At 31.7% G+C, this 25,256-nt stretch carries 21 protein-coding genes and 1 pseudogene; 2 read left to right on the top strand and 20 right to left on the bottom strand.

Annotated elements, in window-relative coordinates; genetic code table 11:
• Positions 1 to 293: 293 nt before the first annotated feature.
• The 8 genes and pseudogenes from CSPA_RS10510 to CSPA_RS10475 form a co-directional block, all read right to left on the bottom strand.
• Positions 294 to 1,061 (bottom strand): annotated as a pseudogene (locus tag CSPA_RS10510) (bifunctional acetaldehyde-CoA/alcohol dehydrogenase); the annotation flags it as partial.
• Between the two features lie 375 nt (positions 1,062 to 1,436).
• The gene (locus tag CSPA_RS10505) at positions 1,437 to 2,849 is read right to left on the bottom strand and encodes a PTS mannitol transporter subunit IIBC (RefSeq protein WP_015392234.1); all 1,413 of its coding nucleotides are present in this window, start codon (positions 2,847 to 2,849) and stop codon (positions 1,437 to 1,439) included.
• A 901-nt stretch (positions 2,850 to 3,750) separates the two neighbouring features.
• Positions 3,751 to 4,854, bottom strand: coding sequence for a butyrate kinase (gene buk, locus CSPA_RS10500; protein WP_015392233.1), 1,104 nt, complete (start codon positions 4,852 to 4,854; stop codon positions 3,751 to 3,753).
• A 24-nt stretch (positions 4,855 to 4,878) separates the two neighbouring features.
• On the bottom strand, positions 4,879 to 5,790 hold the full coding sequence (locus CSPA_RS10495) for a phosphate acyltransferase (RefSeq protein ID WP_015392232.1): 912 nt from the start codon (positions 5,788 to 5,790) through the stop codon (positions 4,879 to 4,881).
• 63 nt (positions 5,791 to 5,853) lie between these two features.
• Positions 5,854 to 7,185: an aldehyde dehydrogenase gene (locus CSPA_RS10490; protein WP_015392231.1), complete on the bottom strand. Its 1,332-nt coding sequence runs from the start codon at positions 7,183 to 7,185 to the stop codon at positions 5,854 to 5,856.
• A gap of 912 nt (positions 7,186 to 8,097) precedes the next feature.
• On the bottom strand, positions 8,098 to 8,328 hold the full coding sequence (locus tag CSPA_RS10485; protein WP_015392230.1) for a non-oxidative hydroxyarylic acid decarboxylases subunit D: 231 nt from the start codon (positions 8,326 to 8,328) through the stop codon (positions 8,098 to 8,100).
• A complete protein-coding gene (locus tag CSPA_RS10480) occupies positions 8,328 to 9,755 on the bottom strand; it encodes a non-oxidative hydroxyarylic acid decarboxylases subunit C (RefSeq protein ID WP_015392229.1) in 1,428 nt (475 codons plus the stop codon). The genes CSPA_RS10485 and CSPA_RS10480 overlap by 1 nt, the downstream gene beginning before the upstream one ends.
• 98 nt (positions 9,756 to 9,853) lie before the next feature.
• On the bottom strand, positions 9,854 to 10,423 hold the full coding sequence (locus tag CSPA_RS10475) for a non-oxidative hydroxyarylic acid decarboxylases subunit B (RefSeq protein ID WP_015392228.1): 570 nt from the start codon (positions 10,421 to 10,423) through the stop codon (positions 9,854 to 9,856).
• A gap of 121 nt (positions 10,424 to 10,544) precedes the next feature.
• Here CSPA_RS10475 and CSPA_RS10470 point away from each other — a divergent pair, with 121 nt between their 5' ends.
• The gene (locus CSPA_RS10470; RefSeq protein WP_015392227.1) at positions 10,545 to 11,435 is read left to right on the top strand and encodes a LysR family transcriptional regulator; all 891 of its coding nucleotides are present in this window, start codon (positions 10,545 to 10,547) and stop codon (positions 11,433 to 11,435) included.
• A 137-nt stretch (positions 11,436 to 11,572) separates the two neighbouring features.
• Here the strand turns inward: CSPA_RS10470 and CSPA_RS10465 are convergent, their stop codons facing one another.
• The 8 genes from CSPA_RS10465 to CSPA_RS10430 all read right to left on the bottom strand — a co-directional run bounded on the left by CSPA_RS10465 (position 11,573) and on the right by CSPA_RS10430 (position 20,747).
• On the bottom strand, positions 11,573 to 13,756 hold the full coding sequence (locus tag CSPA_RS10465) for a glycoside hydrolase family 9 protein (protein ID WP_015392226.1): 2,184 nt from the start codon (positions 13,754 to 13,756) through the stop codon (positions 11,573 to 11,575).
• A 415-nt stretch (positions 13,757 to 14,171) separates the two neighbouring features.
• A complete protein-coding gene (locus CSPA_RS10460) occupies positions 14,172 to 14,612 on the bottom strand; it encodes a DUF4345 domain-containing protein (RefSeq protein WP_017810697.1) in 441 nt (146 codons plus the stop codon).
• Between the two features lie 125 nt (positions 14,613 to 14,737).
• Positions 14,738 to 15,307: a flavodoxin family protein gene (locus CSPA_RS10455; protein ID WP_015392224.1), complete on the bottom strand. Its 570-nt coding sequence runs from the start codon at positions 15,305 to 15,307 to the stop codon at positions 14,738 to 14,740.
• A 21-nt stretch (positions 15,308 to 15,328) separates the two neighbouring features.
• Positions 15,329 to 16,084 (bottom strand): 4Fe-4S binding protein, encoded by a 756-nt coding sequence (locus CSPA_RS10450; protein WP_015392223.1) that lies wholly within the window; start codon positions 16,082 to 16,084, stop codon positions 15,329 to 15,331.
• Between the two features lie 12 nt (positions 16,085 to 16,096).
• Positions 16,097 to 16,606 carry a PadR family transcriptional regulator gene (locus CSPA_RS10445; RefSeq protein ID WP_015392222.1) on the bottom strand — a complete coding sequence of 170 codons (510 nt, stop codon included), beginning with the start codon at positions 16,604 to 16,606 and terminating at the stop codon, positions 16,097 to 16,099.
• Between the two features lie 569 nt (positions 16,607 to 17,175).
• Positions 17,176 to 18,345 (bottom strand): alpha/beta hydrolase, encoded by a 1,170-nt coding sequence (locus tag CSPA_RS10440; RefSeq protein WP_015392220.1) that lies wholly within the window; start codon positions 18,343 to 18,345, stop codon positions 17,176 to 17,178.
• A gap of 270 nt (positions 18,346 to 18,615) precedes the next feature.
• Complete coding sequence (gene bla, locus CSPA_RS10435) at positions 18,616 to 19,413, bottom strand: subclass B1 metallo-beta-lactamase (RefSeq protein ID WP_015392219.1); 798 nt, start codon at positions 19,411 to 19,413, stop codon at positions 18,616 to 18,618.
• Positions 19,414 to 19,727: 314 nt separating this feature from the next.
• Positions 19,728 to 20,747: an amidohydrolase family protein gene (locus CSPA_RS10430; protein WP_015392218.1), complete on the bottom strand. Its 1,020-nt coding sequence runs from the start codon at positions 20,745 to 20,747 to the stop codon at positions 19,728 to 19,730.
• Positions 20,748 to 20,937: 190 nt separating this feature from the next.
• Between CSPA_RS10430 and CSPA_RS10425 the strand changes: the two genes are divergently transcribed.
• Entirely contained in the window at positions 20,938 to 21,831 is an 894-nt protein-coding gene (locus CSPA_RS10425; protein ID WP_015392217.1) for a LysR family transcriptional regulator, read from the top strand.
• Positions 21,832 to 21,892: 61 nt separating this feature from the next.
• Here the strand turns inward: CSPA_RS10425 and CSPA_RS10420 are convergent, their stop codons facing one another.
• The 4 genes from CSPA_RS10420 to CSPA_RS10405 form a co-directional block, all read right to left on the bottom strand.
• Complete coding sequence (locus CSPA_RS10420) at positions 21,893 to 22,834, bottom strand: alpha/beta hydrolase (protein ID WP_015392216.1); 942 nt, start codon at positions 22,832 to 22,834, stop codon at positions 21,893 to 21,895.
• A 317-nt stretch (positions 22,835 to 23,151) separates the two neighbouring features.
• Entirely contained in the window at positions 23,152 to 23,313 is a 162-nt protein-coding gene (locus CSPA_RS29735; RefSeq protein ID WP_157228418.1) for a transglutaminase domain-containing protein, read from the bottom strand.
• 1 nt (position 23,314) lies between these two features.
• A complete protein-coding gene (locus tag CSPA_RS10410) occupies positions 23,315 to 24,280 on the bottom strand; it encodes an ABC transporter ATP-binding protein (RefSeq protein ID WP_015392214.1) in 966 nt (321 codons plus the stop codon).
• A gap of 1 nt (position 24,281) precedes the next feature.
• Positions 24,282 to 25,256, bottom strand: coding sequence for an ABC transporter ATP-binding protein (locus CSPA_RS10405; RefSeq protein WP_015392213.1), 975 nt, complete (start codon positions 25,254 to 25,256; stop codon positions 24,282 to 24,284).

Below are 25,256 nucleotides of genomic sequence, written 5' to 3'. Positions count from 1 at the left end.
GTCAACATTCATTTGGAGACCATACTGCTAAAATAACTTGAGTCTTGATTAATTTTTAAGCAACTACATCAATGTTAATTAATATTGCCTCCTTCACTTTATATATTAAATCATCCTAAATACGGTTTCAATTTAAACAAGTTCAAATTTGTGGTACGTTTCTAATGACAAATTTAAAGTTATAAAAATCTTATAGTCACTATCCATCCTTTTAAATAAAAACTACTACATAGAGTAGTTTTGTAAATCAATTAATATTTACCAAACTACTATTTATATAAAATACCGCCTATTTATTCTGCTGCATCATAAGCATTTATAAACATCTGCTTTATTTCCTTTATTAATGGATATCTCGGATTTGCTCCTGTACATTGATCATCAAAAGCCTGCTCTGACATTTCATCTAAGGTTCTATAGAATTTCTTTTCTGTTACTCCAGCTTCTTTAATGTTTTTTGGTAAATCTAACTTTTCTTTTAATTCATCTATAGCTTTAATTAATAATTCTAATTTTTCATCTTCTGTTTTTCCACCCAAGTTTAAGTAATCTGCAATTCTAGCATATCTTGTTTTAACATTTGGATATTTATATTGTGGATATGCTGTTTGTTTTAATGGATTGTCCACCGCATTAAATCTTATTACTTCATTAATTAATAGTGCATTAGCAACACCGTGAGGTATGTGATGTTCTGCTCCTAATTTATGAGCCATTGAGTGACATACTCCTAAGAATGCATTAGCAAATGCCATGCCTGCTATAGTTGATGCATGAGCCATTTTTTCTCTTGCCTTCACATTAGTTGTGCCTTCCTCGTATGCCTGTGGTAAATACTTGAATATTAACCTTATTGCTTCAAGTGCTAATCCATTAGTATATTCTGATGCAAGTACTGACACGTATGCTTCTATAGCGTGAATTAATGCATCTATTCCTGAAGCTGCCGTTAAATTCTTTGGCATATTAATCATAAGTTCAACATCAACTATTGCCATATCCGGGGTTAGTTCATAATCAGCCAATGGGTATTTAACTCCCGACTTTTCATCTTTAATAATCAATATTTATATTAGTCCTAAAAGATTGCTTGTTAAATATTAATCAATCTTTTTTATTTTTAAAGGAAAAGCATTTGCCTTTCCTTTCTTGATAAGTGCTATTAAGTATTTAATTTAAGACATCTAATTTATTTTTTGTATTCTTATAAATTTATATCTATGTTAATGACCTTTTCTTTTTTGTACTCATTTATAAATACCTTCATATATCCACAATTGTTTGATATTTTTTTAACTATCATTCTTAAAAAAATAATATCTTAAAGATATCATTTTTTTCTCTAGCCTACACTTATTACAATAAAGGACAATCATTAAACCAATTGCCCTTTATTACTAGTAATTTTTTATATTTGACAATGATAAACTTATGTATTATTTTAATGTATTTATAAATTCATCATATTTAGAACGATCCAAGAAATTTTTAATTGTAATTATGCTAGCAGCATTATTTGCTGAACTTCTTGCTCTCTCAATTAAGTTTTCTTGAGTAAATATCACATTAGCTTCCTGCGGAATACTATCAACTGATGAGTGCTTTACATCAATACCAGTAATTCCAGCATCTTTTAATGCTTTCTTTAGAATAGATTCTCCCATTGCAGAAGATCCCATGCCTGCATCACAAGCAAAAACTATCATCTTAACATCAGTTTTTGATAAGCTGACTTTAGCTTCTTCAACCTTTGCACCTTTACTTTCTGCCTTCATATCTTTTATTTTAGCTTGTGCGTCATCGAAGTTTTCTTCTTCTGCATTATCTTTTGATGCTTTAAGAATCAATGAACCTACTAAGAAAGACACTATTGCGCCTACTGCAACACCTCCTATAACACCTACATATGAATCACTTGCTGTCATAGCTAATATTGCAAATATACTTCCTGGAGAAGATGCTGCTCTAAGCCCTGCATGAGTTAACACAAATACTAAATCTGCAGATATTCCACCAGCTATTGCTGCTAATATTAATATTGGTTTCATTAAAATGTATGGGAAGTATATTTCATGTATTCCTCCAAGGAAGTGAATAATTATAGCTCCTGGAGCTGATTGTTTTGCATTTCCTTTTCCATATAAAGAATAAGCTAAAAGTATACCAAGACCTGGTCCTGGATTTGCTTCAAGTAAGAAGAATATTGATTTACCTGCATCCGCTGCTTGTTGTACTCCAAGAGGAGTTAATATTCCGTGATTAATTGCATTATTTAGGAATAATATCTTAGCAGGTTCTATAAATATATCTATTAATGGTAAAAGCCCTAAATTAGTAACTATAGTAGCCAAACTTCCCAATGTATTTGAAAATGTGGAAACTACTGGTTCAATACATGTATAGGCTAAAATTGCTACAATTCCACCAATGATTCCAGCTGAAAAGTTGTTAACTAGCATTTCAAAACCTGTTGGTACTTTATCTTCTATTAATTTATCAAATTTTTTGATTACGTACCCACCAACTGGCCCCATGATCATTGCTCCTAAGAACATCGGAATAGAAGCACCTATTATAACCCCTGCTGTTGCTATTGCACCAACAACTCCACCTCTATGTCCGTAAACCATTTTACCACCTGTGAACCCAATAAGTAATGGTAGTAAGAACGTTATCATAGGCCCTACTAGCTTGCCCAAATATTCATTTGGCATCCACCCTGTTGGAATGAATAAAGCTGTAATTAACCCCCAAGCAATAAATGCGCCAATATTAGGTAATACCATACCACTTAAAAAACTACCTAACCTTTGTACGTTTCCTTTAAGAGACGATTTGTTAGTTTCCATAATAAAACCTCCATTTATTTTATTTATATACTTTAACATTAGTTCTTTCAGTTATTATCTTATAGTATGTATAAAACCTTTTCAATTTAAACAACTTCAAAATTGTGTTACGTTTTCAATGACAAATTTAAAATTTCTATCTAAAAACTATTAAAAGGAGCGTAAATACTATGTAAAATGTATTTATCTTTCTTAGGCCTTATTATATTCTCAATCAAAAAAAGTGTACTTATACTGATATATTGTATAAATACACTTTTATCAATGTCTTTAATTTTAAACTTTTATTATTACTCTAAGTAAGTTGAGTAGATTGACTAAATTCTTAAAACCAATTAATATCCGCACCTAGACTAGATAAATTAGCATGAAAAAAGCGATTCAATAAAATCAATTAACGGATTGCTTTTATAATGCAATAAAAATATTACGATATAAAAAACACCGTAAAATTTTTGTGAATAATATGGTGTTTAATAAGTTGTTCATTTTTAAATTAAAGCATTAACCAACAATAATATGAATTATTTAGATTTAATGGTTGAATAAAAAACAACACCTTGAGTTAGATTACTTCCGAATTCAAACTTCGGAATAACAAACACAACACCCAAGAATGTAATAGTTGCAATCACAATATCTGACAACTTGATTTTCTCTTAAAAAAAACATGATTCAAGAAAAGTAACGAAAACAGGAAATGTAGAAAATGTGAGTGACCCTATTGCCACTAAATAAAAATAATGTTTTTGTTGCCATCCCTACATCTACTATTAATTATCAAAAATAAATCTTAATGTTAATATTCCACAAAGTTCCAAATGTCCCTCTTAATTTCCTACAAATATACTAAAAAGCGTCTAAATATAATCATGAAATATCAATATCTTTTTAACAATTTTTAAGCAGTAACTCCACTCCAAATAGGATGCCCTGTGTATAATATAGCCTCTTCCTCACCACGCACTACTCTAAGAGCCCCGGCTGCCAGCGCTTCCATTTCAAATTCTCCAGGTATAACCTTGATCTTAGAAATCCAGCTAATATATTCATCCAGCTTTGACACCAAATAGTCACTGTTCGCTATTCCACCGGTTAAAATAATTGCATCTACTTTTCCTTTTAAAACACAAGCAGCTGCTCCTACACTTTTCCCAATTTGATAAATCATTGCATTATATACCAGTTTTGCATATCTATCACCTAGCATAATACGCTTTTCAATTTTTCTAATATCTGATGTTCCTAGATGATCAATCAAACCACTTTCTTTAGTCAATTTATTGTACAGCTCTTTTTCTGTAAACCTTCCACTATAACACATTCTTACTACCTTTGTAATAGGTAATGCACCAGCTCTTGTAGGCGTCATAGGTCCATCACCATTAATAATATCATTAGAATCTACCATCCTGCCATTATTGTGGGCTGTCACTGAAATTCCCCCTCCAATATGACAAACTATAAGTTTACTATTTTCATATTTTTTATTATTTGTATTACAATATCTCAATGCAACTTCCTTTTGATTTAGCGCATGAACTTTACTTTCTCTGTATACACCATATAATCCAGTAATTCTTGCGATTTCTTCAAATTCATCAACATCGGGCGGATTTACAACATAAGCTCTTCCACCATACTTTTTTACAAAGATATTACAGATCTGAGATGCCAGCTGTGCTGGGTGCTGTCCTGACATTCCTTTGCTAGCATGTTCAATAAGTTTACTATTTACTAAATACGTCCCACCTTTAATTGGTACCAAACCGCCCCCTCTTCCTACAAAAATCTCAATATTCTTTATAGAAATTCTATGAGCCTTAAGTTCCTGTTCAACTATTTCTTTTCTATATCCTAATTGATCCTGTATCTGTTTAAATTCTTTTAATTTATCAATATCATGGCTTATATTTTTATTAAACACTTCTTTTTCATTCTCAAATACAGCAATCTTTGTAGATGTTGATCCTGTATTTACAGCTAGAATAACGTAAGTTTTCACTATATCCACCACTTCTTTCCTAAATTAATAATTTTGTGCAACATAGGCAGCAAGTGCAATTGAATAATATTTATCAGAAGCTTCGGCAGAACGAGATGTTAATATTATTGGAACCTTTGCGCCAACTAATAAACCAGCAGTCTGCGCACCTGCAAATCCTGTCAAACATTTTCCTAATACATTTGCAGAAACAAGATCTGGCATCAATAATAAATCTGCATCTCCTGCAACTTGACTTTCGTATCCCTTTATTCGTGTTGCTTCCCTGCTGGTTGCCAAGTCAAAGGAAATAGGTCCTTCCACAATGCACCCCTGTATCTCTCCATTTTTGTTCATCTGCTTTAAATCATTTGCATGCTCAGTTTCAGGCATCTTAGGATTTATATTTTCGGTTGCTGTCAAAAGAGCTACCTTGGGATTTTCTACTCCCATTAAATTTAAAATCTTTACTGCATTTAACAAAATATCCTTCTTTCTTTCCACATCCGGATATATATTAACTGCCACATCACTTACAGAAAGCAATTTATGATACTTCTCAGTTTCAAAAAAGCCGACTACGGACATAGTTCTATCTTTTTTCAAATCATTCTCTTTTTTTAAGATTACTTTCATCATAGTAGACGTTTCAAGTTTCCCTTTCATAAGTAAATCTGCAATGTGTTTATGAATCATTTCAACTGCAATAACCAAACATTCATCAATATTTCTTGCGTGTACAATTTTATATTCTCTAGAATCTTCTCCTAATTCTATCAACATCTTTACAATTACCATTTCATTTCCTATCAATATAGGAATTATTAAATTATCTTTTTTGGCTTTCACTATAGATTGTAGAGTGTGCTTATCATGAGCAGCCACCACTGCAATCCTACTTTTCTTTTCTATACTTTGAGCATTCTTAACCAAATCTTGAAAACTCTCAATCTGCATTTTCGTATCACTCCTTGTATATTGATAACCTTTTAACAGAGCATTTCTTTATTATTTATCCTGTTATAAAAGGTAATTTCCGCCACCTGCCATGCAGAACCTCCTTCTTCTTACGAATGATTGGGGTCCTGTTACACCTTCACCTGTTGGTGTAGCAATAGTCGGTGCATTAGTTCCAGTGCCTCCAATACCAAATGCTGCCATTGTCCCTCCATTTTGAACAAAAATAGTTGTATTTATAACTTTTCCAAAAGCAGTTACTCTGTTTATATCATTTGACCAAATAGATGCAGAATGCTTGCAATCATGCTCTGCTGCAACTGCTCTTTCAACTGCTTCTTCAAAATTTTTACACCTAACAACAGGTATAATAGGCATCATCTGCTCCGTATGAACTAATTTATCATCATTCTGTGCTTCAAAAATAACCATTCTAGGATCATTATTAATTTTTATACCTGCCGCCTTTAAAATTATATTTGCACACTTACCTACATACTTTTTATTCGCAGCATAACTACCACCTGATGCTTTTACAACACAAATATCTGTTAATCTTTTTCCTTCTTCCGTATTTACGCGATAAGCTCCTACTGATTCTAACCTTTTCATAAACTCATCAAATATAGTATCAACTACAAACAACTCTTTTTCTGCTATGCAAAGCAGATTGTTATCAAAAGAAGCTGACTCATAAATTCCTGCTGCTGCTTTTGCTAAATCTACTGTTTCATCAATAATTGATGGTGGATTACCTGCCCCAGCCGCAATAACCTTCTTACCTGAACACATCAGAGTTTTAACCATTCCAGGCCCACCTGTTCCTATCAATAATTTAACTGATGGATACGCCATAATTTCATTAAGTGAATCTAAAGTAGGTTCTGCTGGCATTGTAAATAAATTACCAGGTCCACCAACTTCAATAACAGCTTTGTTTATTAAATGTACTGCCCTTGCTGAAGTCTTCTTGGCTGAAGGATGAGCATTAAATACAATTGCATTTCCTGCTGCGACATTCGCAATACCATTTCCTACAACTGTAGCAACAGGATTCGTTACAGGTGTAACAGCACCTACGACACCAAATGGTGCATAATATTCTACTGTAAGTCCCTTATCAGAGGCATACATATTTTGTGGAATAGCTTCTGTACCCTGAGATAGCATAACCGCACCTGTATTCTTTGCTAATTTATCTTCTAATCTGCCATAACCTGTCTCATCAAATTCCATCTCAGCAAGCATTTCCATGTTACCAATAATATTCTTACGGATATTACCTATAAAACGATCCCTGTCCTCAAGTGTATATTTGAGCACTAGCTCCTTTTGTGCAACTGTAGCTGCTACGCATGCCTCTGTTGCTGTTTCAAATACTCCTAACTGTTCCATAATTTTCCCCTCCTAAATTTTTAATAAATATTAATTTATCTGTTTGTGGAATTCCTCAAGCCTTAGTTTATCTAACTTTTTAAGGCTAAATATGAATCATATTTCAATAGGTTCAAAACTGATTTTGAAAAAAACTTGAAGATCTTTTAATACCATAGTTCCTAAAATAAAAAACATTGTTATTTTTTTAACAATATAGATTCTAATCACTTATATACAACAATGTTCAAGACTGTAATTAGCATTTTTTAATTTCATCCACCACTTTTTATTTTTTAATCACTCAATGAATATAAGTCTCAACAAATAATTTATATTTATTATTTAGCTTTAAACCTATACAAAGCAGTCAAATAAAAAGTTTTTATTGCAACTTATATACTCTAAAATCAGTAAATATTAGAACCTATTGTTATCCTCTATAATGAATACTTTAGATTTAATGCTGAAGACATTTCATCGTCAAATGATTAAATAGTAAATCATTATATGCTAGTATCATAGCACTGTATACTATAAAAACAATCCCTATATGCAATAAAATTAGATTAAGCGAGATAAAACGTTATCATTTCACGTCTTTTCCATATATTTACATATCGTAATTTCTAAAGACATATAACTGTATTATTTATTCAATAATACAATTCTGAACAGACAAAATTTTTGTATTATTAACATTCCCGTAAATCCTCTAAAGTTGAAAGTTCTACATGTATATCTCCCTTCAAAACAAAAAAGACTTGATTCAAGAATAATTCTTAGAAACAGGTCTTTCTTAACTCAATAATAACACTCCCAAACTCTGTAATTATTTTTCAATTTATTTTGACTCATCCTAATATAGCTCATTATTGGTGCATTTACAATTTCATTGCAAAAGAATCCCTATATTGTTAAACTTACAAATCATTATTTCTTTTTTAGCAATGGTGGGACAGGAGGAATTTGATCTAATTTATTAAATTCTTCTGAATTTAATTTGAACCTTTTATCATATTGTTCTGGGTCCGTTATATTTTCACCCTCTGTACTTCTCCATGAGAATTTGCATGTATCACATAAATATACTTCCCATGCATTACCAACTGGTGATTTTACCATTACGCTTACTAATTCCGAATCACATCTAGGACATTTCATTATTTGTTGCCTCCTTCTTTTACTAAATCTCTAAGAATTTTTGTCCATTTTTCTACCCCTATTGGACTTCCTAAAAGCTCTGTATCTCTTCCAAAATCAGGTGCTACTGGCGTTGTTGCATCAATAACCAATTTAGTATGCATTCCTGCAGGCTCTGAAGATGGATCTAGTAGCATACCTGGAGCGTATGGAACTTTGAATACATCTTTATCTGGACGTACTCTTGTTGTAAGAGCCCACATTACTTGTTCTAAGTTAAATGGATCTACGAATTCATCTACAACAATAACAATCTTTGTATATGACATTCCGTGAGGAGTTGATAAAAGTCTCATTGCAACAGCTTTTCCATACCCTCCAAAACGAGATTTTGTAGATACAATTGCACCTATACCATGTGTATACATAGCATTTACGGCTTGTACTTCTGGGAAGTCTCTCTTTAATTGATCATAAAGAGGAATACTTGTGTTAAGCGCGATTAAGTAGTCAACCTCTGTCCAAGGCATTCCAAGATACAAGTTTTCAAATATAGGATTTTTACGATGTGTAATCTTTGTTATTTTCACAATTGGTTGAAGACGTGCGCCCGAATAACTTCCTGGGAATTCACCGAATGGTCCTTCGATTTCTCTAACCCTTGGTTCAATATAACCTTCAAGTATAACTTCTGAACGAGCTGGAATATCAAGGTTGCTATTTTCAGTTTTTGTAAGTTCTATCGGTTCTCCTTTAAGAGCACCTGCAAAGTCATATTCTGATTGTACATATGCAATTGGTGTACTAGCCATGAAGCTTAGAACCGGATCGTTCCCAAGACAAATTGCAATTGGAAGCCTTTCATTCTTTTCTTCAGCATTTCTTAAGTGAACTGCGATATCGTGGAATGGCATCGGCTGAATTGCAACTTTATCCTTTCCTTTTACTTGAATACGATATATTCCGCAATTTTGCTCATCATAATTTTCAGGTTTATTAGGATCTCTAGTAACTATAAGTGCTTTTGAAAGATAAAATCCAGCATCAAATTCATTAATTCTAAATAACGGAAGTACATCGAAAAGATTTATATCCTCTTCTATTACAACTTCCTTTACTGGAGCATTTTTTTTATCAACCCAGACCGGTTTCACAGGATACTTACCCCAAAGTTCTTTTAGCCTAAAAAATTGATCTTTGACTGGAGTATCCTTAGGCATGTTCAACATTAGTGCATGGTTTTGCCATGATCCGTGGACATTAAGCACAACAGGACTTTTGTATCCTTTAATATTTTCTACAAAAATTGCAGGTGCACTTTCCATATCTGGGGCACATCGCCCGATTGCACTAAGGTCTGGTTCAGGCATAACCTCATCCTTTATTCTAACTAATTGCTTTTCTTTTTCTAATAGTTCTAAAAATTCTCTTAAGTCTCTGTAAGCCATTTTTTAACCTCCTGATTTATCATAGAATTATATGGTATTTATTTAAAACAGAAATATACCTGTTTCATTTCTTGTTATATCTCCCAGTATATTTAAACCTATTTTTCTCTTAATCCATCCCAACGTTTTAAATTAGGAAGAATGATTCCAAGTTGATCCACTGTTCTATATGCAATGTGATTTACTATGTCATTTATTGTTTGAGGATTATTATAGAATGCTGGCATTGGTGGCAATATAATTGTTCCCATCTTAGATAATGCAAGCATATTTTCTAAATGAATTGTATTCAGAGGTGTTTCTCTTGTTAAGAGAATTAATTTTCTTCTTTCCTTTAAAATAACATCTGCGGCACGTGATACAAGATTATCTGCAAGCCCAATGCGAATGGATGCAAGTGTTTTCATGCTGCATGGTGCAATAATCATAGCATCTACCTGAAATGATCCACTTGAGATTCTTGCTCCAAGGTCTGCTGTTTCATATATAAAATCAGCAAGCTGTTCCACTTCTTCCATTGTATAGTTTGTTTCTGCTTCCAAAGTCTTTTTTCCCCAGCTTGATAATATAAGATGAGTTTTTACTTCTTTAATATCCTTTAATATTTCTAGAATACGTATTCCAAAAATTGATCCTGTTGCTCCAGTAATTGATACTATAACATTCAATGTATCACCTCTTTTTCTTGTTTCTGCATTATTATTATAAGCTTAGAAAACATACATTGAAAATATCAATAATGTATGTTTTAATACCTTTAAGGTATAACAGAAAGGAGTTAACTATATCATGGATATTCGTCAGTTAAAATATTTTGTTGTAATTGCAGAAGAAGGTAGTATTACAAAAGCAGCAGAACGCTTATTTATGGCTCAGCCACCCTTATCTAGACAGCTACAAACAATAGAAGACAAACTTGGAGTCACTCTTTTTAATCGTACAAACAAAAAAAGTATGTCACTTACTCCACAAGGCAGAATTTTTTTAAAAAATGCTAGAAGAATACTTTACACAATGGATGAAGCTATTACGGAAGTACAAGAATATAATCTGCAAATGTCAAAAAAGCTATCAATTGGTACCACTATTTATTGTTCAGAAATTATGCTTCCTGTTTTAAAAAATTTCCGTAAAAAATATCCCTTCACTATTCCTGAAATTCATGAGGGGAATATATCTCATCTAATGGATTTATTAAAAAATCATACAATTGACCTAGTTGTTTCAGCACGACCTTTTAATACAAAAGGTTACATAACCAAGGAGCTGGAACTAGATAAGTGTGTCTTTGTTGCTTCTAAAGATTTCGAATGGAAAAAAGAACATATTTCTCTTGAAGAAATTTCCACCGTTCCACTTCTTCTTCTTAATGCACCAGATTCAACCAGCTTATATAAGAAAATCATAAGTGAATTCGAGAAAAAAGAACTAAAGTTAAATGTTTCATGTCTATGCCATGACTCTGGTTTACTTTTAAAAATGATTTTAAGTAATTTTGGTGCAACAATTTTGCCGAATTCAATGGTTGATAATATGTTAGGCGAATTTATGCATGTCATTCCAATTAAAAATAATCCTTGGACTACAACTCCAAATTTAATTTGGAGAAGCGAAGGATATATTTCCTCAACATTAGGAGAATTTATTAAAACTTTTGAATCTCAATTTAAAGTAAATTAGAACTATTATTATTTATTAATGTTGACCTGTCCTTAATAACAAAATTTTCAAATCTTTCAATCCCTTATTGAAAGATGAAGGCAGATTAAATATTTCTATCTAATCTACCTTCATTTACTCTATTCATTTCAATTATTCTAATCCATATTTAATTCAGCCATTGCATGCACAATTGGTGAATTCCAGTAAATATCTACTTCATTAGTTGAATAACTTTCTGAATTGTCTAAATAACATTTAGCAGGAGCTTTACCTTCTAACAGGTTTTTTGCAATTGGATCCTCTAGATTCTTATTTGGGCCACCTGCAATCATACCTGGTATTGCTTTACCTTGTACTATAGATGGTCTATGATGTGGATTTTTTAATGAATCGGAACCATAACCTGAAACAAAGCACTTGCTTAATGAATTTTTACCAAAGCAATAATTAATATGTTCTTTCGCATATTCCAAGTACTCTGGATTAGGTGAAAGTTTATATGCCTGCGCAAGAAGTACAGCATTATTATTCATGCCCATATTACTACCCCAAGAATAATCTTTTCCATTGGGAACATTATAACCATCATTTCTATCCAAAGCTACAATTTTTTGAGCTTCATTTAAAATGTTATTTCTAATATTATTAGCAACATTTTGATTGGCATCCTTTGCTGAAAGGTAAGCCATATTACCATAGTCGCCTACAAGAGCCCAATCATACCCATTCTGAATTTTTGCCTTGGCCATTTCGGTAAAGGCATTATCATATTTACTCTCACCAGTGGCCTTGAAAAGTTGTGCAGCTGCCCAATATCTTTCATCTGTATCATCAGAGTCACCATATTCTCCAGTTACAATACCATCTGGATTCTTAACCACAGCATTTGGTGTCTTTTCAAGGTATGCCCAAGCCTTTTCTGCTGCTACGAGACATTTTTGAGCAAGTGATGGATCTACATCTTTAAAGTTTTGATAACCCATTGCCATAACTGCTGCAAAGTCTCCTGTTGCAGTTGTTGAAATGGGACATACAATAAGTTCTTCTTTCTCCTCTTGTGGCATAACAGTTCCTGGGAAGTTAGCACAAGTTACTTTATGATAAACACCACCACTTAATGGTTCTTGCATCTTTAACATCCACTCTAGCTGATATTTTACTTCATCTAAAACATCAGGAATTCCATTCCCACTTTCAGGTATGTTGAAATCATCTCCAAAGGCTCCTTTGTTATCTTCATAAGCAGATAAAAGATCTGCAACTGCTTTTGATGTAGCAACCACATAACGTCCATAGTCACCAGCGTCATGCCAGCCTCCAGATACATCAATTTTTTTATCTGAACCATATATTTTAGCAAGGTCTGTGTGACAAGCTGGATGTGACCATGTACCACCAAATTCTTTTGGTATTTCTTGTCCACATCTTTGCATATAGAAAAATCTAACTAAATCTTTAAATACATTTTTATAGACATCTTGTCCTATAGTAAATTCATAGGAACTGCCTAAACCATCTGTTTCAATAGTATATTTGCCTGGCACTGTAACAGAAGAAAAATCACCAAATCTATCTGTTTCTCCAGCTGCTTCATTGTAAGAGTTACCGTTAATGTTTCCTTCATAGACAACTTTCTTTGTTTCTGCTGAAACAACTCTAAATTTACTATCTTCACTTTGTGCTCTAAATACAACCTTTTTCTTATCTCCTGGTTTATAACCAACTTGGTTTAAAACAATTTTTTGTTCTGGTTTTTCTTCATCATATTGTACTCCAGTATCATCAATAAGAACTAATTTAACATTATCAATTTTAATAGAGTGCGGATTAATATTTTTTCCTGTTACATTACCTAAATTGAAAGCAAATCTTGGTGACATATCATTTTCATCGTTCATAACAAAATCTTGTGACACTTTTTTTACATCTTTACTTATATCAATTGTTTCTCCAAAATAAGAACGATAATCTCCTCCATTACGTTGAATTCTATAATCAATTTTTCTATCAGTTGTAGAACTAACATCAAATTCTAAATGATATTTTCCGTTTTTGTACATTTTAAAACCATCATTATAAACTTGTACACCATATGATACTGTTCCACAGTTATCTACTTGTATATTAATCGCTCCATCTTTTAAACTTATTCTGCCATCTCCACCATAAGCTGTATAACTCCCCCAACCGTCTAAGTTTTTATCAAAATTTCCATTCTTAATTAAATTAACATTAACTTCAGCAGCTTTTGCTATTGTTTGAAAATTGTTATTGCCTACAAGCATACCTAGACATAAAGCTGCACTTATTATTACTGTGATTATCTTTTTCGACTTCATATACTATTCCTCCTCATCTAATATTTACTACTACATATTCTCATAATACAAAAATCAAGTAAATTCTTATTCCTTGAAATGCATAAAATCACTTATCAAAAATATATAAATTCATCACTTCCAATTTTACGATGAAAAATATACATTTTATGATTATTATGTAGATTATCATCTCATGAGTTAGTTATCAAAGATTGAATAATACTGAGTCAGCTAGCTTTAAATCTCATTTCAGGGCTTGATATTCCTGAAAATTCTATTATATTTGGTACTATAAATTAATTAATCATCTATGCCAAACTATATAAAAAGCCAAATTCCCAGTATGAAAATTTGGCTTCTTAAACATAATTTTAAATATTAAGTTGAAACATTATAATATATTAAATTAACTATTCGTACATTAACGTATACATCATTTCAAAATACGCTTTTGCCACAACGTGAGAAGCGGAAAACTCAATTCAAGTAGCACGAAAACCATGTACATATACGAAGGCAGGCCACATGTTAATATTGATATTAAGCGCCCTATTCCACCAAAAAAAAATAATATTGCAATAACACGAAGCATGTCCTTATCCTTATCAATCCGTGGAATCATCCACAACATTATAATTCCAACGCCTAACCATAATCCACTGTAAAAACGCAGGTTGCTATCTAGCATAAGAAATCCTTTTGAATATTCCTGCCCAACTGGAAATCCATAATACCAGTTAACCGCACCATAAGCAAATCCTAGATAAGCTGTGTATATAGCTAAAATTCCTATTATAACAAATATCAACTGCATGATGCGTTTCGAAACAGTCTTACTCTTGATGTTTTTATCCATCATATCTATTTTACTCAAATTAATTCACTCTTCCTCTCTTATAAATTACAAAACACAAATTATTATAATCCAACTATTTATTTCTTTTACCAATTCAAGATAAACAAACTTCACTGCATTAGATTCAATACTTTTTACAAGAGTTACTTTTGTATGATATCTTTTGCCAACTTATCGACAACTTTCTTAGCTCTATCATTAAAATCAGGTGCCTCACTTAACGGGACAGTGTATTTTCCAACTAAATTGCATTTTAGTACATTTCTCATTGACCTATCGAAAATTTCCTCCGCAAGATCTGCATTTCCTTCTTCTCTACCCATGCATGTAATTAAAAGAGCAACCTTCTTTCCCTCAATTGATGATGTGTGATTTGGAGAACCAAAATTTATTGTAAGACAATAATGCCTGTCGATAAAAGTTTTTAACTGTGAGGTAAAATCATAACAGTAAATAGGAGAAGCATATACAACAGCATCTGCTGATATCATTCGTTTAAATATCAATACCGCATCATCTTTCAAAATACATCCGGGTCCATCGTTATTTGCCATACACGCATAGCATCCAACACATCCTTTAATAATATGCTCACTAAGCTGCACCCTTTCTACCTCGTGTCCTTGTGAAATAAGATTCTCTTCAAACATGTCAAGAGCTTTTGCTGTTTTGCCGTGTCTTTTCGGACTTCCTAAAATTGTTATTACTTTCATAAAAAAACTTCCTTCCAATGATTATATTCTATTTTTTTTAGCAAATTGTATTCTTCCAAAATTAAATTTAATTACATTCTTCGGGCAGATATCGGCGCATTTGCCACATAAAATGCACTCGTGATTTTCTAATTTATCACACTTAACCATATTGTTAACATCAAGACTCATTGGACATTCGCTATTACATTTTTTACAATTAATACATTTATCCTTTTCAGATTTAATTCTTAATGAAGGAATATTAAAAAAGTTACTAATTTTTCTTCCAATAATCATAAATGGACTCATCCAGCATAAATAATGGCAGTTTGCTCTTTTACCAAAAATTATAGAGTTAAGAAAAAATAATAAAATTACAATATAATATGGAATATACATATATATATTACTTACTGAAATTCCATGATCCATTACAAAAAAATAATCTGCTCTTTTAAATCCACCTGCCAATAATGCTACAGTTACTATTGTAATCATCCACGGAACCCATATAAAAAATTTAATATAATCAAGCTTGCCAGTTTTAGGGTTCTTATTATTTACTTTAAATAATATTTCCTGCATAGCACCACAGGGACATAACCAGCCACAAAATACTCGTCCAAACAATAATGAAAAAAGGAAAAACATTGAGAATATAACAGCACTTGCAGTAATCAACCCCTTTGAAGCACCCCATATAATAAGAAAAGGAGAAAAATAAAATTGCGTGATTGGGAATAATAAAAAAGATATTATTAAAAAGGCATTTCTTACATTTTGTCGTCGTAACATTATAAATCCTCCCTAATCATTTAGTTTATTTAATAAGTCATTACAATATTTTACTATATACTCATAGTAACCAAGTCCAAATAAAAATGTAGAAAATTGATAAACATCGAATTGTTCTTTAACTTGATTTTCATATTTTCCAAAAATGCTTATAAAAGATTCAACTTCTTTAATAAAAAATTTTAAATGTGTTATGGCCTTTTCCTTCGGCAAAAACTTGAAGAAGAATATCTTTATAAGATGATCTGGCTTTGTCCTTGAAAATTCCACTGGTAGTTCAAGCCAATTCAGGAACTCTGATTTTCCCAGCTCAGTTATAGCATATAATTTTTTATATTTTCCGCCCTCGATAATTTCCCTTAAACTTATAACACACTTAGCTTCCATTCTTTTCAAAGCAGGATATATGCTCCCATAACCTGCATCAAAAAAGTTTGATGTACTTTCAATCATTTTTTGCTTTAAATCATATCCACTCATTTCACCACTCATTAAAAAACCAAGAATAATATACTCTAACATTTTTCACCTCCATATATATTTATGATATATATCATTTCGATATATATATTATAGATACATATTAACTCGTTATAATAACATTGTCAATATTATTAATCCACTTAATTTAAAATTAACCAATAAAAACCAAGCTTACCTTAATAAACATTCCATATAACTAAAGGAATATTTTATATTTGCATTATTAATTATCTACTTATTGTTATATTCACAAGACCTATCATCAACATTTTTTTCGCAACAAAAAAGGAGAACCTCCTCTGTCTGGATTTCGTTCTCCTCCATTATCTAAATACACTACATTATCATTTATAATGTTGTTTTTATGTTTAAAGTATTTTTTCTTAATTTCTTATCTGCTGCCGTTCTATAAAAAAATCGCAGGTGACTGTGGATCCGAAGATTTTTAATATTAAGTTCCGTATTGTGCTTCGCACTCTTTTTATAGGTGCGCATCTGCTTCACTTTTGAGTTTAGCCGACATAGCTTTTCTCTTTGAATTTTGTTTTTTACTATATCCTTAATTAATTTAACAGCTCTTAAAATGCTTTCCATAAGTGCCTTAAAAACTACTTCTCTCTATTTTTAATTATTTTTATCCATGAAATGATAGTATCCAGAACTAATTTAGGATTTCCAGTATTGCAATGACTTGCTGCATTCTCTTTCTCTGTAAACATTCTGTATGTTAATGATTTTACATTTTTAAGACTATCAATAGCATCTTTATATTTTTCTATACGTATTAAATGGTCTTTTTCAGCGCCTAGTAACATAAAATCCTGTGTAATCCTATCCGCAACATCTCTATATTCATATTTATTTGCGGCCAGCATATAATCGTAAGGGTTATTTACTCCCATATTATAAAAGCCATGATGCATTGCCCAATCTATTAAAGGTTCTTTCTCCATCTGGTTATACATTATATTATTTATAGTATCTTTATCATTTTGTCCTAGCAATTCTTTTAAAACCTCTTGTTCTGCTGTAGGAATAGCATCGAGAAGTAATTCAAACATGTTAACACATACACTCCATGCTACAACTCTCTTTATTCGATTTTCAAACGCTGCTGCCCTTGGTGCTAGAATAGCCCCCATGGATATACCTATTATTGTCACATCGTTTAAATTATAATAATCTAGTAAAGCTTTTACAGGCCTTTCCCATTTAATTGAAAATGTAATTCCTTGTTTCCTTAAGACATTTCCCTGACCTGGCCCTTCAAATAGATATACGTCGAAGCCATTTTCCCTGAGATACAACAGCGAAGGAAGGAATTCTTCCATATAGGAATCAAATCCGCCATGTATTAGAATTGTATCTATACACTCTCCTTCAGGCACTGCATGTATTACTGGAAGATACCCTTGGTCATATGGAACACGGTCAAACTTTAATATTCCAGATTGAAACAATTCCTCATGATATTTATAAAACAATTCTATTGCCTTATCATATGTTTTTATCTTATCTGGATTACCATCATACATAAAGAATTCTGTCATTCTGAAATAAGCAATAGCATCTTTTATTCTCTCTTCCTTTAAAGCTTTTTTAGCAAGAACCATCATTTCTTTTTCCCACACTTTAATATCAGTTATTTTTTTAGCGAGTTCTAAAATTTCATCAAGGTTCCCATTACTTACATTATAGGTGCGGTTTAATTGATAATTAAAATTAGGATTAGAGTGTAATTGATATTCGCCTGAATTGAAATCAACATTATTTTTCATATTAACTACCATTCCTCTCACTATACTCAAAGTATCATAAATATACTTCTATATGAACTTTAGTATATATAATTGTTTTAAAAATGTTTGAACAGATAATAATAACTTTCCCTTAAAAATATATCTCATATATCAAGTTAAATTGGCATAGATAGCAATGCTTGTATATTTTCTATGCCAATTATAGTAGTTGCAAACGAACTACTTATAGAGGTGAATATCATTATTTGATATTTAGTTAAACTTAAATGAGATTATTACCATATATCTTTATGCTTTTTTTAATAAGTCAAGAGTATGTGTTAATATCTGTTTATTCCCCCAACTTCCATGTGATGTTATGACTATCTCAGAATCAGAAAACTTATTCATCAAATTTTTAATAGAATTAGGCCATTCTTTTATATCAGCATCTGCAGTATTTCCAATTGAATTAGATTCCACTGGCTTTACAATACATCCCCCAAATAAAATCTTGTCTTCTGGTAACCAAACAACAATATTATCAATAGTATGACCTTTACCAGGAAAATATACCTCTAGCTTGGTTTTTCCGAACTCTAACACTTCATCGTCATTATTAATTAACGAATTAGGTTTATCAAAACCATATTTTTCAGCTAGCTGTGCTGTTAATGTGGTAGATTTTACATCTATTTTCTTATCTAATAATGTTTTAATCCCACCAATTCTATCTATATGAGCATGTGTTATTACTGCGGCAATAATATCCTGCTTGAATTTTTCCTTTGTTAATTTAATTAATTCTTTTGTTTGCTCATCAGTCCAAGGAGTATCTATTAGTACTAATCCTTTAGATGTTAAAATTAACAAACCATTTGATAAAGTTCTACTTCCATTATAGCTATAGTATGTTGTATGTACCCAGACATTATCATTAATTTTAGTTAATTGAACAAAATTAGAATCATCAGATCCGATTTCCAATACAGACTCTTTTGCTTTACTATTTTCTTTGACATTATTAGAGCAAGCGATTAGAGATAAAATGAATATACTTAGTAAAACACTTAAGAATTTAGTAAATACATGTTTATATTTTTTCATAAATAAAATCCTTTCCTTCTAATATCATATTATAATTTCCTATTGCTGTAAGTTTATCTTATGAATTCCAATAATTAATCTATATTTTAACACATCAGATAATATTCTTATAACAACAGGATTTCAGCAATCACTGTCTATTTTTATAAATACTCCATTTTCAAGCGAAGAATATAAGGTATTGTTGAGCGGCCTGCATGTCTAAAATATTCTGTACTCCCAAAATAAGTAGTGTCATAATCATTAACATTAAAGTTATCAATAAATTAACTGTATTATTTATTGATAACTTTTAATTTTTCTCTTAATAAATTTTACTCATCTTTTAAATGTGAAAATAATTTTAATGCATTATCATGGTAGACAGCATGACGCTGTTCATTATTAAGCAAATTGGTTTTATCTAAAGCATCAGCTAGTATAATACATCCAAATTTCGGGGTATAAGGATAATCACTTCCATATAATAAATGATCAACATTAACAATCTGTAAAAGAGCCGCTAATTGTCTAGGTAGACAAACTCCAGCTACATCATAATATAAATTTTTTAAAGCATCATAGATATCTATCCTATCTGCTTCTCCTTTTATATTCTCACCAAATGAGTCCGGTGCCATTTGAATTGCAGAAGCAATCCTATCAGCAAGTATTGGCAGAAAAGCACCCGCATGGGGAATGATGAATTTAATATCAGGAAATTTCTTTAATGTCCCTTTTAATATCAGATTAATTACAGTACGAGTTGTATCAAAGAAAAATTCCATCATAGGAATGGGTAACCCTTCCACAACATTTTCAGGAACACTGCTTGGCTTATTGGGATGAAGAACAACCACGGCTTTGTGCCTGTTTAACTCTTCAAATATAGGATTTAAGCAAGGGTTTCCTAGATAAACTCCTTGCGTGTTAGTAGGTAAAGCAAAACCATCAACCTGCAAAATTTCCTTTGCATATCGAATTTCTTCTATACTATCTTCTACATTAGGCAGTGGTAAAGAGGCAAACAGACCAAATCGATCAGGATATTTTTTCATAAGTTCTGCTCCATCTTCATTTACTTTTCTAGCTAGGATTTTAGCAGCATTTCTATCCCCAAAATTAATATTAGGAGATGATATTGATAGCATTGATTTGGATATACCTAGCTGCTCCATTGTTTGTAAATGCACTTCTGGATCCCACTCTGGTGTTGGAAATCCATCTGGATTTTTTTCTACGCTATTTAATAATGCTTCTTTATAAGCTTGTGGCAGATAATGTGCATGTATATCAATTTTAGGTATTCCATTTCCTTTATAATTTTTTATTAAATTTTCTACATTATTTTCCATAACTTTTCTCCTTTATTTTTAACTTTGACAATTTTGATTTAGTAAAATAATAGGAATTCCTTATATCAAAGAATTGGCTTTTGCACATCCATAATATTTATTCTATTCTTGATTATCGCTAATCATTAATGTATACTTTTCCTTATATTAGTAGCTTTAAGATCACTAATTTAAGGAGTGTGAAAAATATATGGACTTACTTCAATTAAAATATTTTCAGACAGTTGCTATGCATGAACATATGACTCATGCTGCTGATGAACTTCATGTCGCGCAACCATCCTTAAGTAAAGCTATTGGTCGTTTAGAAGAAGACTTGGGCGTTCCTTTATTTGATCGTATAGGGCGACAGATTAAACTTAACCAGTTTGGCAAAGCATTTCTTCATAGAGTAGAAAGAGTGTTCCTTGAGCTTGAGGATGCAAAAAAAGAAATATGGGATATGCAAGGGAATGAAAATGAGAAAGTATCTATAGCTGCAAATAATTTATATCCATTCTCCAAACTCCTTGAAGGGTATTTAGAACTTTATCCACATACAAGTTTTCGTCAAACCATAGGAACAACAGTAAAAATGCAGCAACAACTTCAAAATGGTAATGTTGATCTTTGTGTCTCTTCAGTACCTATTGATGGTGACTATATAAAAAGCATACCTCTAATAACAGAAGAAATATTTTTAATTGTTCCTAACGGACACAGGTTTGCAAATCGTAAGTATATTAATTTAATTGAGGTAGCTAATGAACCATTTATCAGCTTACCCGAGGGCTTCGGTATACGTGATTTAACAGAAACGCTCTGCCATCAAGCTGGTTTCACCCCAAATATTATTTTTGAAAGTGATATAGCCGCAAACATAATAAATATGGTTAATTTAAATCTAGGAATTTCTCTACTCCCAACATCTCAATGGAGTGGACTCCCAGAAAATAAACCTTTTGCCTTGCATATAATGGAACCTATTTGCAAACAAACTACCTCTTTATCTTTTGTTCAAGATCGCTATTTATCTCAAGCAGCTAAACAATTCAAAGATTATATAATCGATTATTTTGAAAAACATAAATATAACAATTGTTAGAGATGTAAATTAGATTTACCGTATCAATCTATATTAAAAAATTTATAAGTAGTACTTGAGCCTATTTTATCTTATTGAAAGCCTTAGTAATTCTATCAGCCATCAAATCATAGCAATGATCGGGAGATTCAAGCCCTAATTGCTTGAAACCTAAAAAACCGTGAAGATCTCCAGGATAACATACATATTCTGCTTCACCCCCAGCATCAATCAATGCCTGCGCGTAGTCATGATTTTCATCTCTTAATATGTCGAATTCAGCTGTAATAACTAATGCAGGAGGAAGTCTATCAAAGTGTTTAGCAAGCAACGGAGAAGCTAGCTCATTATTACCATCAACTATGCGATCCTTATATAGAAATTGAACAAACCATTGAATACCATATTGTGTAAGCCTGTATCCCTTACCATTTTCTCGTCTGGATTTTCTTTCTCCCATATCATTCCAATCAAAGCATGCATAAACAGGCATTTGGAAGGCAATGGGGAATTCTTGTCTATCTCTAGCCATCAGGCAAAGAGAACCAGTAAGAGTTCCACCTGCACTGTCACCTGCAACACAAATCTTATTGCTATTTATATCAAAGTTCTTAGCATTTTGATATACAAATTTTACAATTTCATAGCATTCTTCTTGAGGATCTGGAAACCTTTGTGGTGGGCAAAGACCATATTCAATACTTATTACGAGGCATTTTACTCTGCTGCATAATTCTCTGCAAGTAGAATCTCCATGTTCAATGTCTCCTAATACAAATCCACCACCATGCATCCAAATAATTACTCCATCTGAAGCTTTTTCTTCGGGAGTATAAATTCTAATTTTTGTATTTCTTACCGAAGTCTTAACAATGCGGTCTTCTACTGAACCAACTTGTTTGTGAACTCTTTTACCTGCTTTCATCATTTCAACATATAGCTCTCTTACCTTATCAACTCCCATTTCATACATCTTATCAAAATCTTGTTTTAAAAATTCATTATATTTAGGATTTAACGACATAATAATTTTCCCCTTTCATAATTAAGTTAAATAAAGATAGGTAATTTCTTTGAGTTTTGTTCTCCTCATAAGGATGTAAAACTTCCCAAACCTCCTAACATTTACTATTATATTAGCTATTATTGCTAATGACTAATATATATTTTTCATACATATATGTATGAAAAGCTATTAATTCAAAAAATATTTTTTTATATAATGATTAAGGTAAAGGTATCGAATTTAACTTATTAAAAAACACCGTAAAATCGAATAATACGGTGTTTCAAAAATATACAGTTTTTAATAGTTGTGATGCTAAAAATTACTATCGCTAATCAATTATAATCCTCACATTCTAACCATACATGTGATTGTTGCTCCTTAATCCCGCATACATATTCACATTCAATACCGTTATCACGAAGAAACTTAGCTAAAAGATTACTTGCCTCACCACAACAACCGTGAGGAAATTCAAATATTGCAATATGCTTCATTTTAAATAATGTGACATGCAGCTTCATGGCCTTCAGAAACATTCCTAAACTCTGGTTCTATATTCCTACATTTATCTATAGCATATGGACATCGCGTATGAAATTTGCATCCACTTGGTGGTTTTGCTGGATTTGGTATATCTCCATTTAGGATTATTCGCTTTCTTTTTATTGTTGGATCTGGTATTGGAACTGCAGATAATAATGCCTTTGTATATGGGTGAAGAGGGTTTTTAAATAGTTCATCTCTATCTGCAATCTCAACAATATTTCCCAAATACATTATAGCTATCCTTGTACATAAATGTTCGACTATACTTAAATCATGAGATATAAAAAGATAAGACAGTTGTTTCTCATTCTTTAAGTCACTAAATAAATTTATAATTTGTGCTTGTATAGATACATCTAAGGCTGACACTGGTTCATCTGCTATAACAAGCTTTGGATTTAGAACAAGAGCTCTTGCTATTACTATACGTTGCCTTTGCCCTCCTGAGAATTCATGGGGGAATCTATGCATCTGATATTCAGACAGTCCACAAATTTTTAATAATTCTACAACCTTTTCACGTACATTCTTTTTTGTAGCTAAACCATGTTCTATAAGAGGTTCAGCTATAGCATCACCAATTCTCATACGAGGATTTAGCGAACTATAAGGATCCTGAAAAATATATTGAATTTTAGGTCTAAGTTTTATTAATTCTTTCCTCTTTAAACTGTGAACATCAACTCCATTAAACTTAACCATTCCATCTGTTTTTTCATTTAATCTAAGAATCGTTCTGCCAACTGTTGTTTTCCCACTTCCCGATTCACCAACTAGCCCAAAGGCTTCACCTTTATTTATAGTAAAAGATACTCCATTTACAGCTTTGACTTCTCCAATAGTAGCTTTAGTTAGATTATCTTTTATTGGAAAGTACTTTTTTAAATTCTTTACTTCTAATAATATCTCACTCATATTATTCTTCCTCCTGGTAAAGCCAGCAAGCAACTTTATGGTTGTATTTAACCTTTTCAAGGCTTGGTGCCTTACGCTTACATATTTCTTTACATTTAGTACAACGATCACTAAAATAGCAGGAAGGCTTTAAATCTGAAAGATTTGGAACACTCCCCTCAATGGTATGGAGCCTTTCAGTACGTTTACCAAGTATAGGTTTAGCCCTTAGAAGCCCATTTGTATATGGATGCATATTATTTTTAAATAATTCCACCACAGGCGCTTCCTCTATAATTTTCCCTGCATACATAACAATAACATAATCAGCCACTTCAGCCACCACACCTAAATCATGAGTAATAAGTAACACAGATGTATTAAATTCATTCTTTAAGTTGTTTATTAAATCTAATATTTGCGCTTGAATAGTAACATCTAAAGCTGTAGTTGGTTCATCAGCAATTAAAAGCTTTGGATTACAACTTAGTGCTATAGCAATCATGATTCTTTGAAGCATGCCGCCACTTAATTCATGAGGGTATGAATACATTATTTCTTCAGCTCTTGAGATTCCAACTTTTTTAATAAGTTCAACTCCTTGGTTAAATGCTTCTATTTTATCAAGCTTCTTATGTTCAATTAAGGGCTCTACTATTTGTTTTCCTATTGTCATTAATGGGTTAAGGGACGACATAGGCTCTTGAAATATCATAGATATTTCATTTCCCCTAATAGAGTTCATTTCTTTTTTCTTAGCTTTAAGTAAATCTTTACCTTTAAATATCACTTCTCCACTTTCAATATTACATGGATTCCCTATTAAGCCTAAGATTGAAAGTGCTGTGACACTTTTGCCACAACCTGATTCACCTACAATACAGACTGTTTGACCGTCTTTAATTTGAAAGCTTACGTCATCAACAGCTTTTAAAATACTATCCTCAGTTTTAAAGTAGGTCCTTAGGTTTTTTACTTCCAATAAAACATCATTCAT

Origin of the sequence: Clostridium saccharoperbutylacetonicum N1-4(HMT), assembly GCF_000340885.1 — a bacterium.
Lineage (GTDB): Bacteria > Bacillota > Clostridia > Clostridiales > Clostridiaceae > Clostridium > Clostridium saccharoperbutylacetonicum.
Note: the sequence above shows the minus strand (reverse complement) of the source record. Positions and strands in the feature narration are given on the sequence as shown.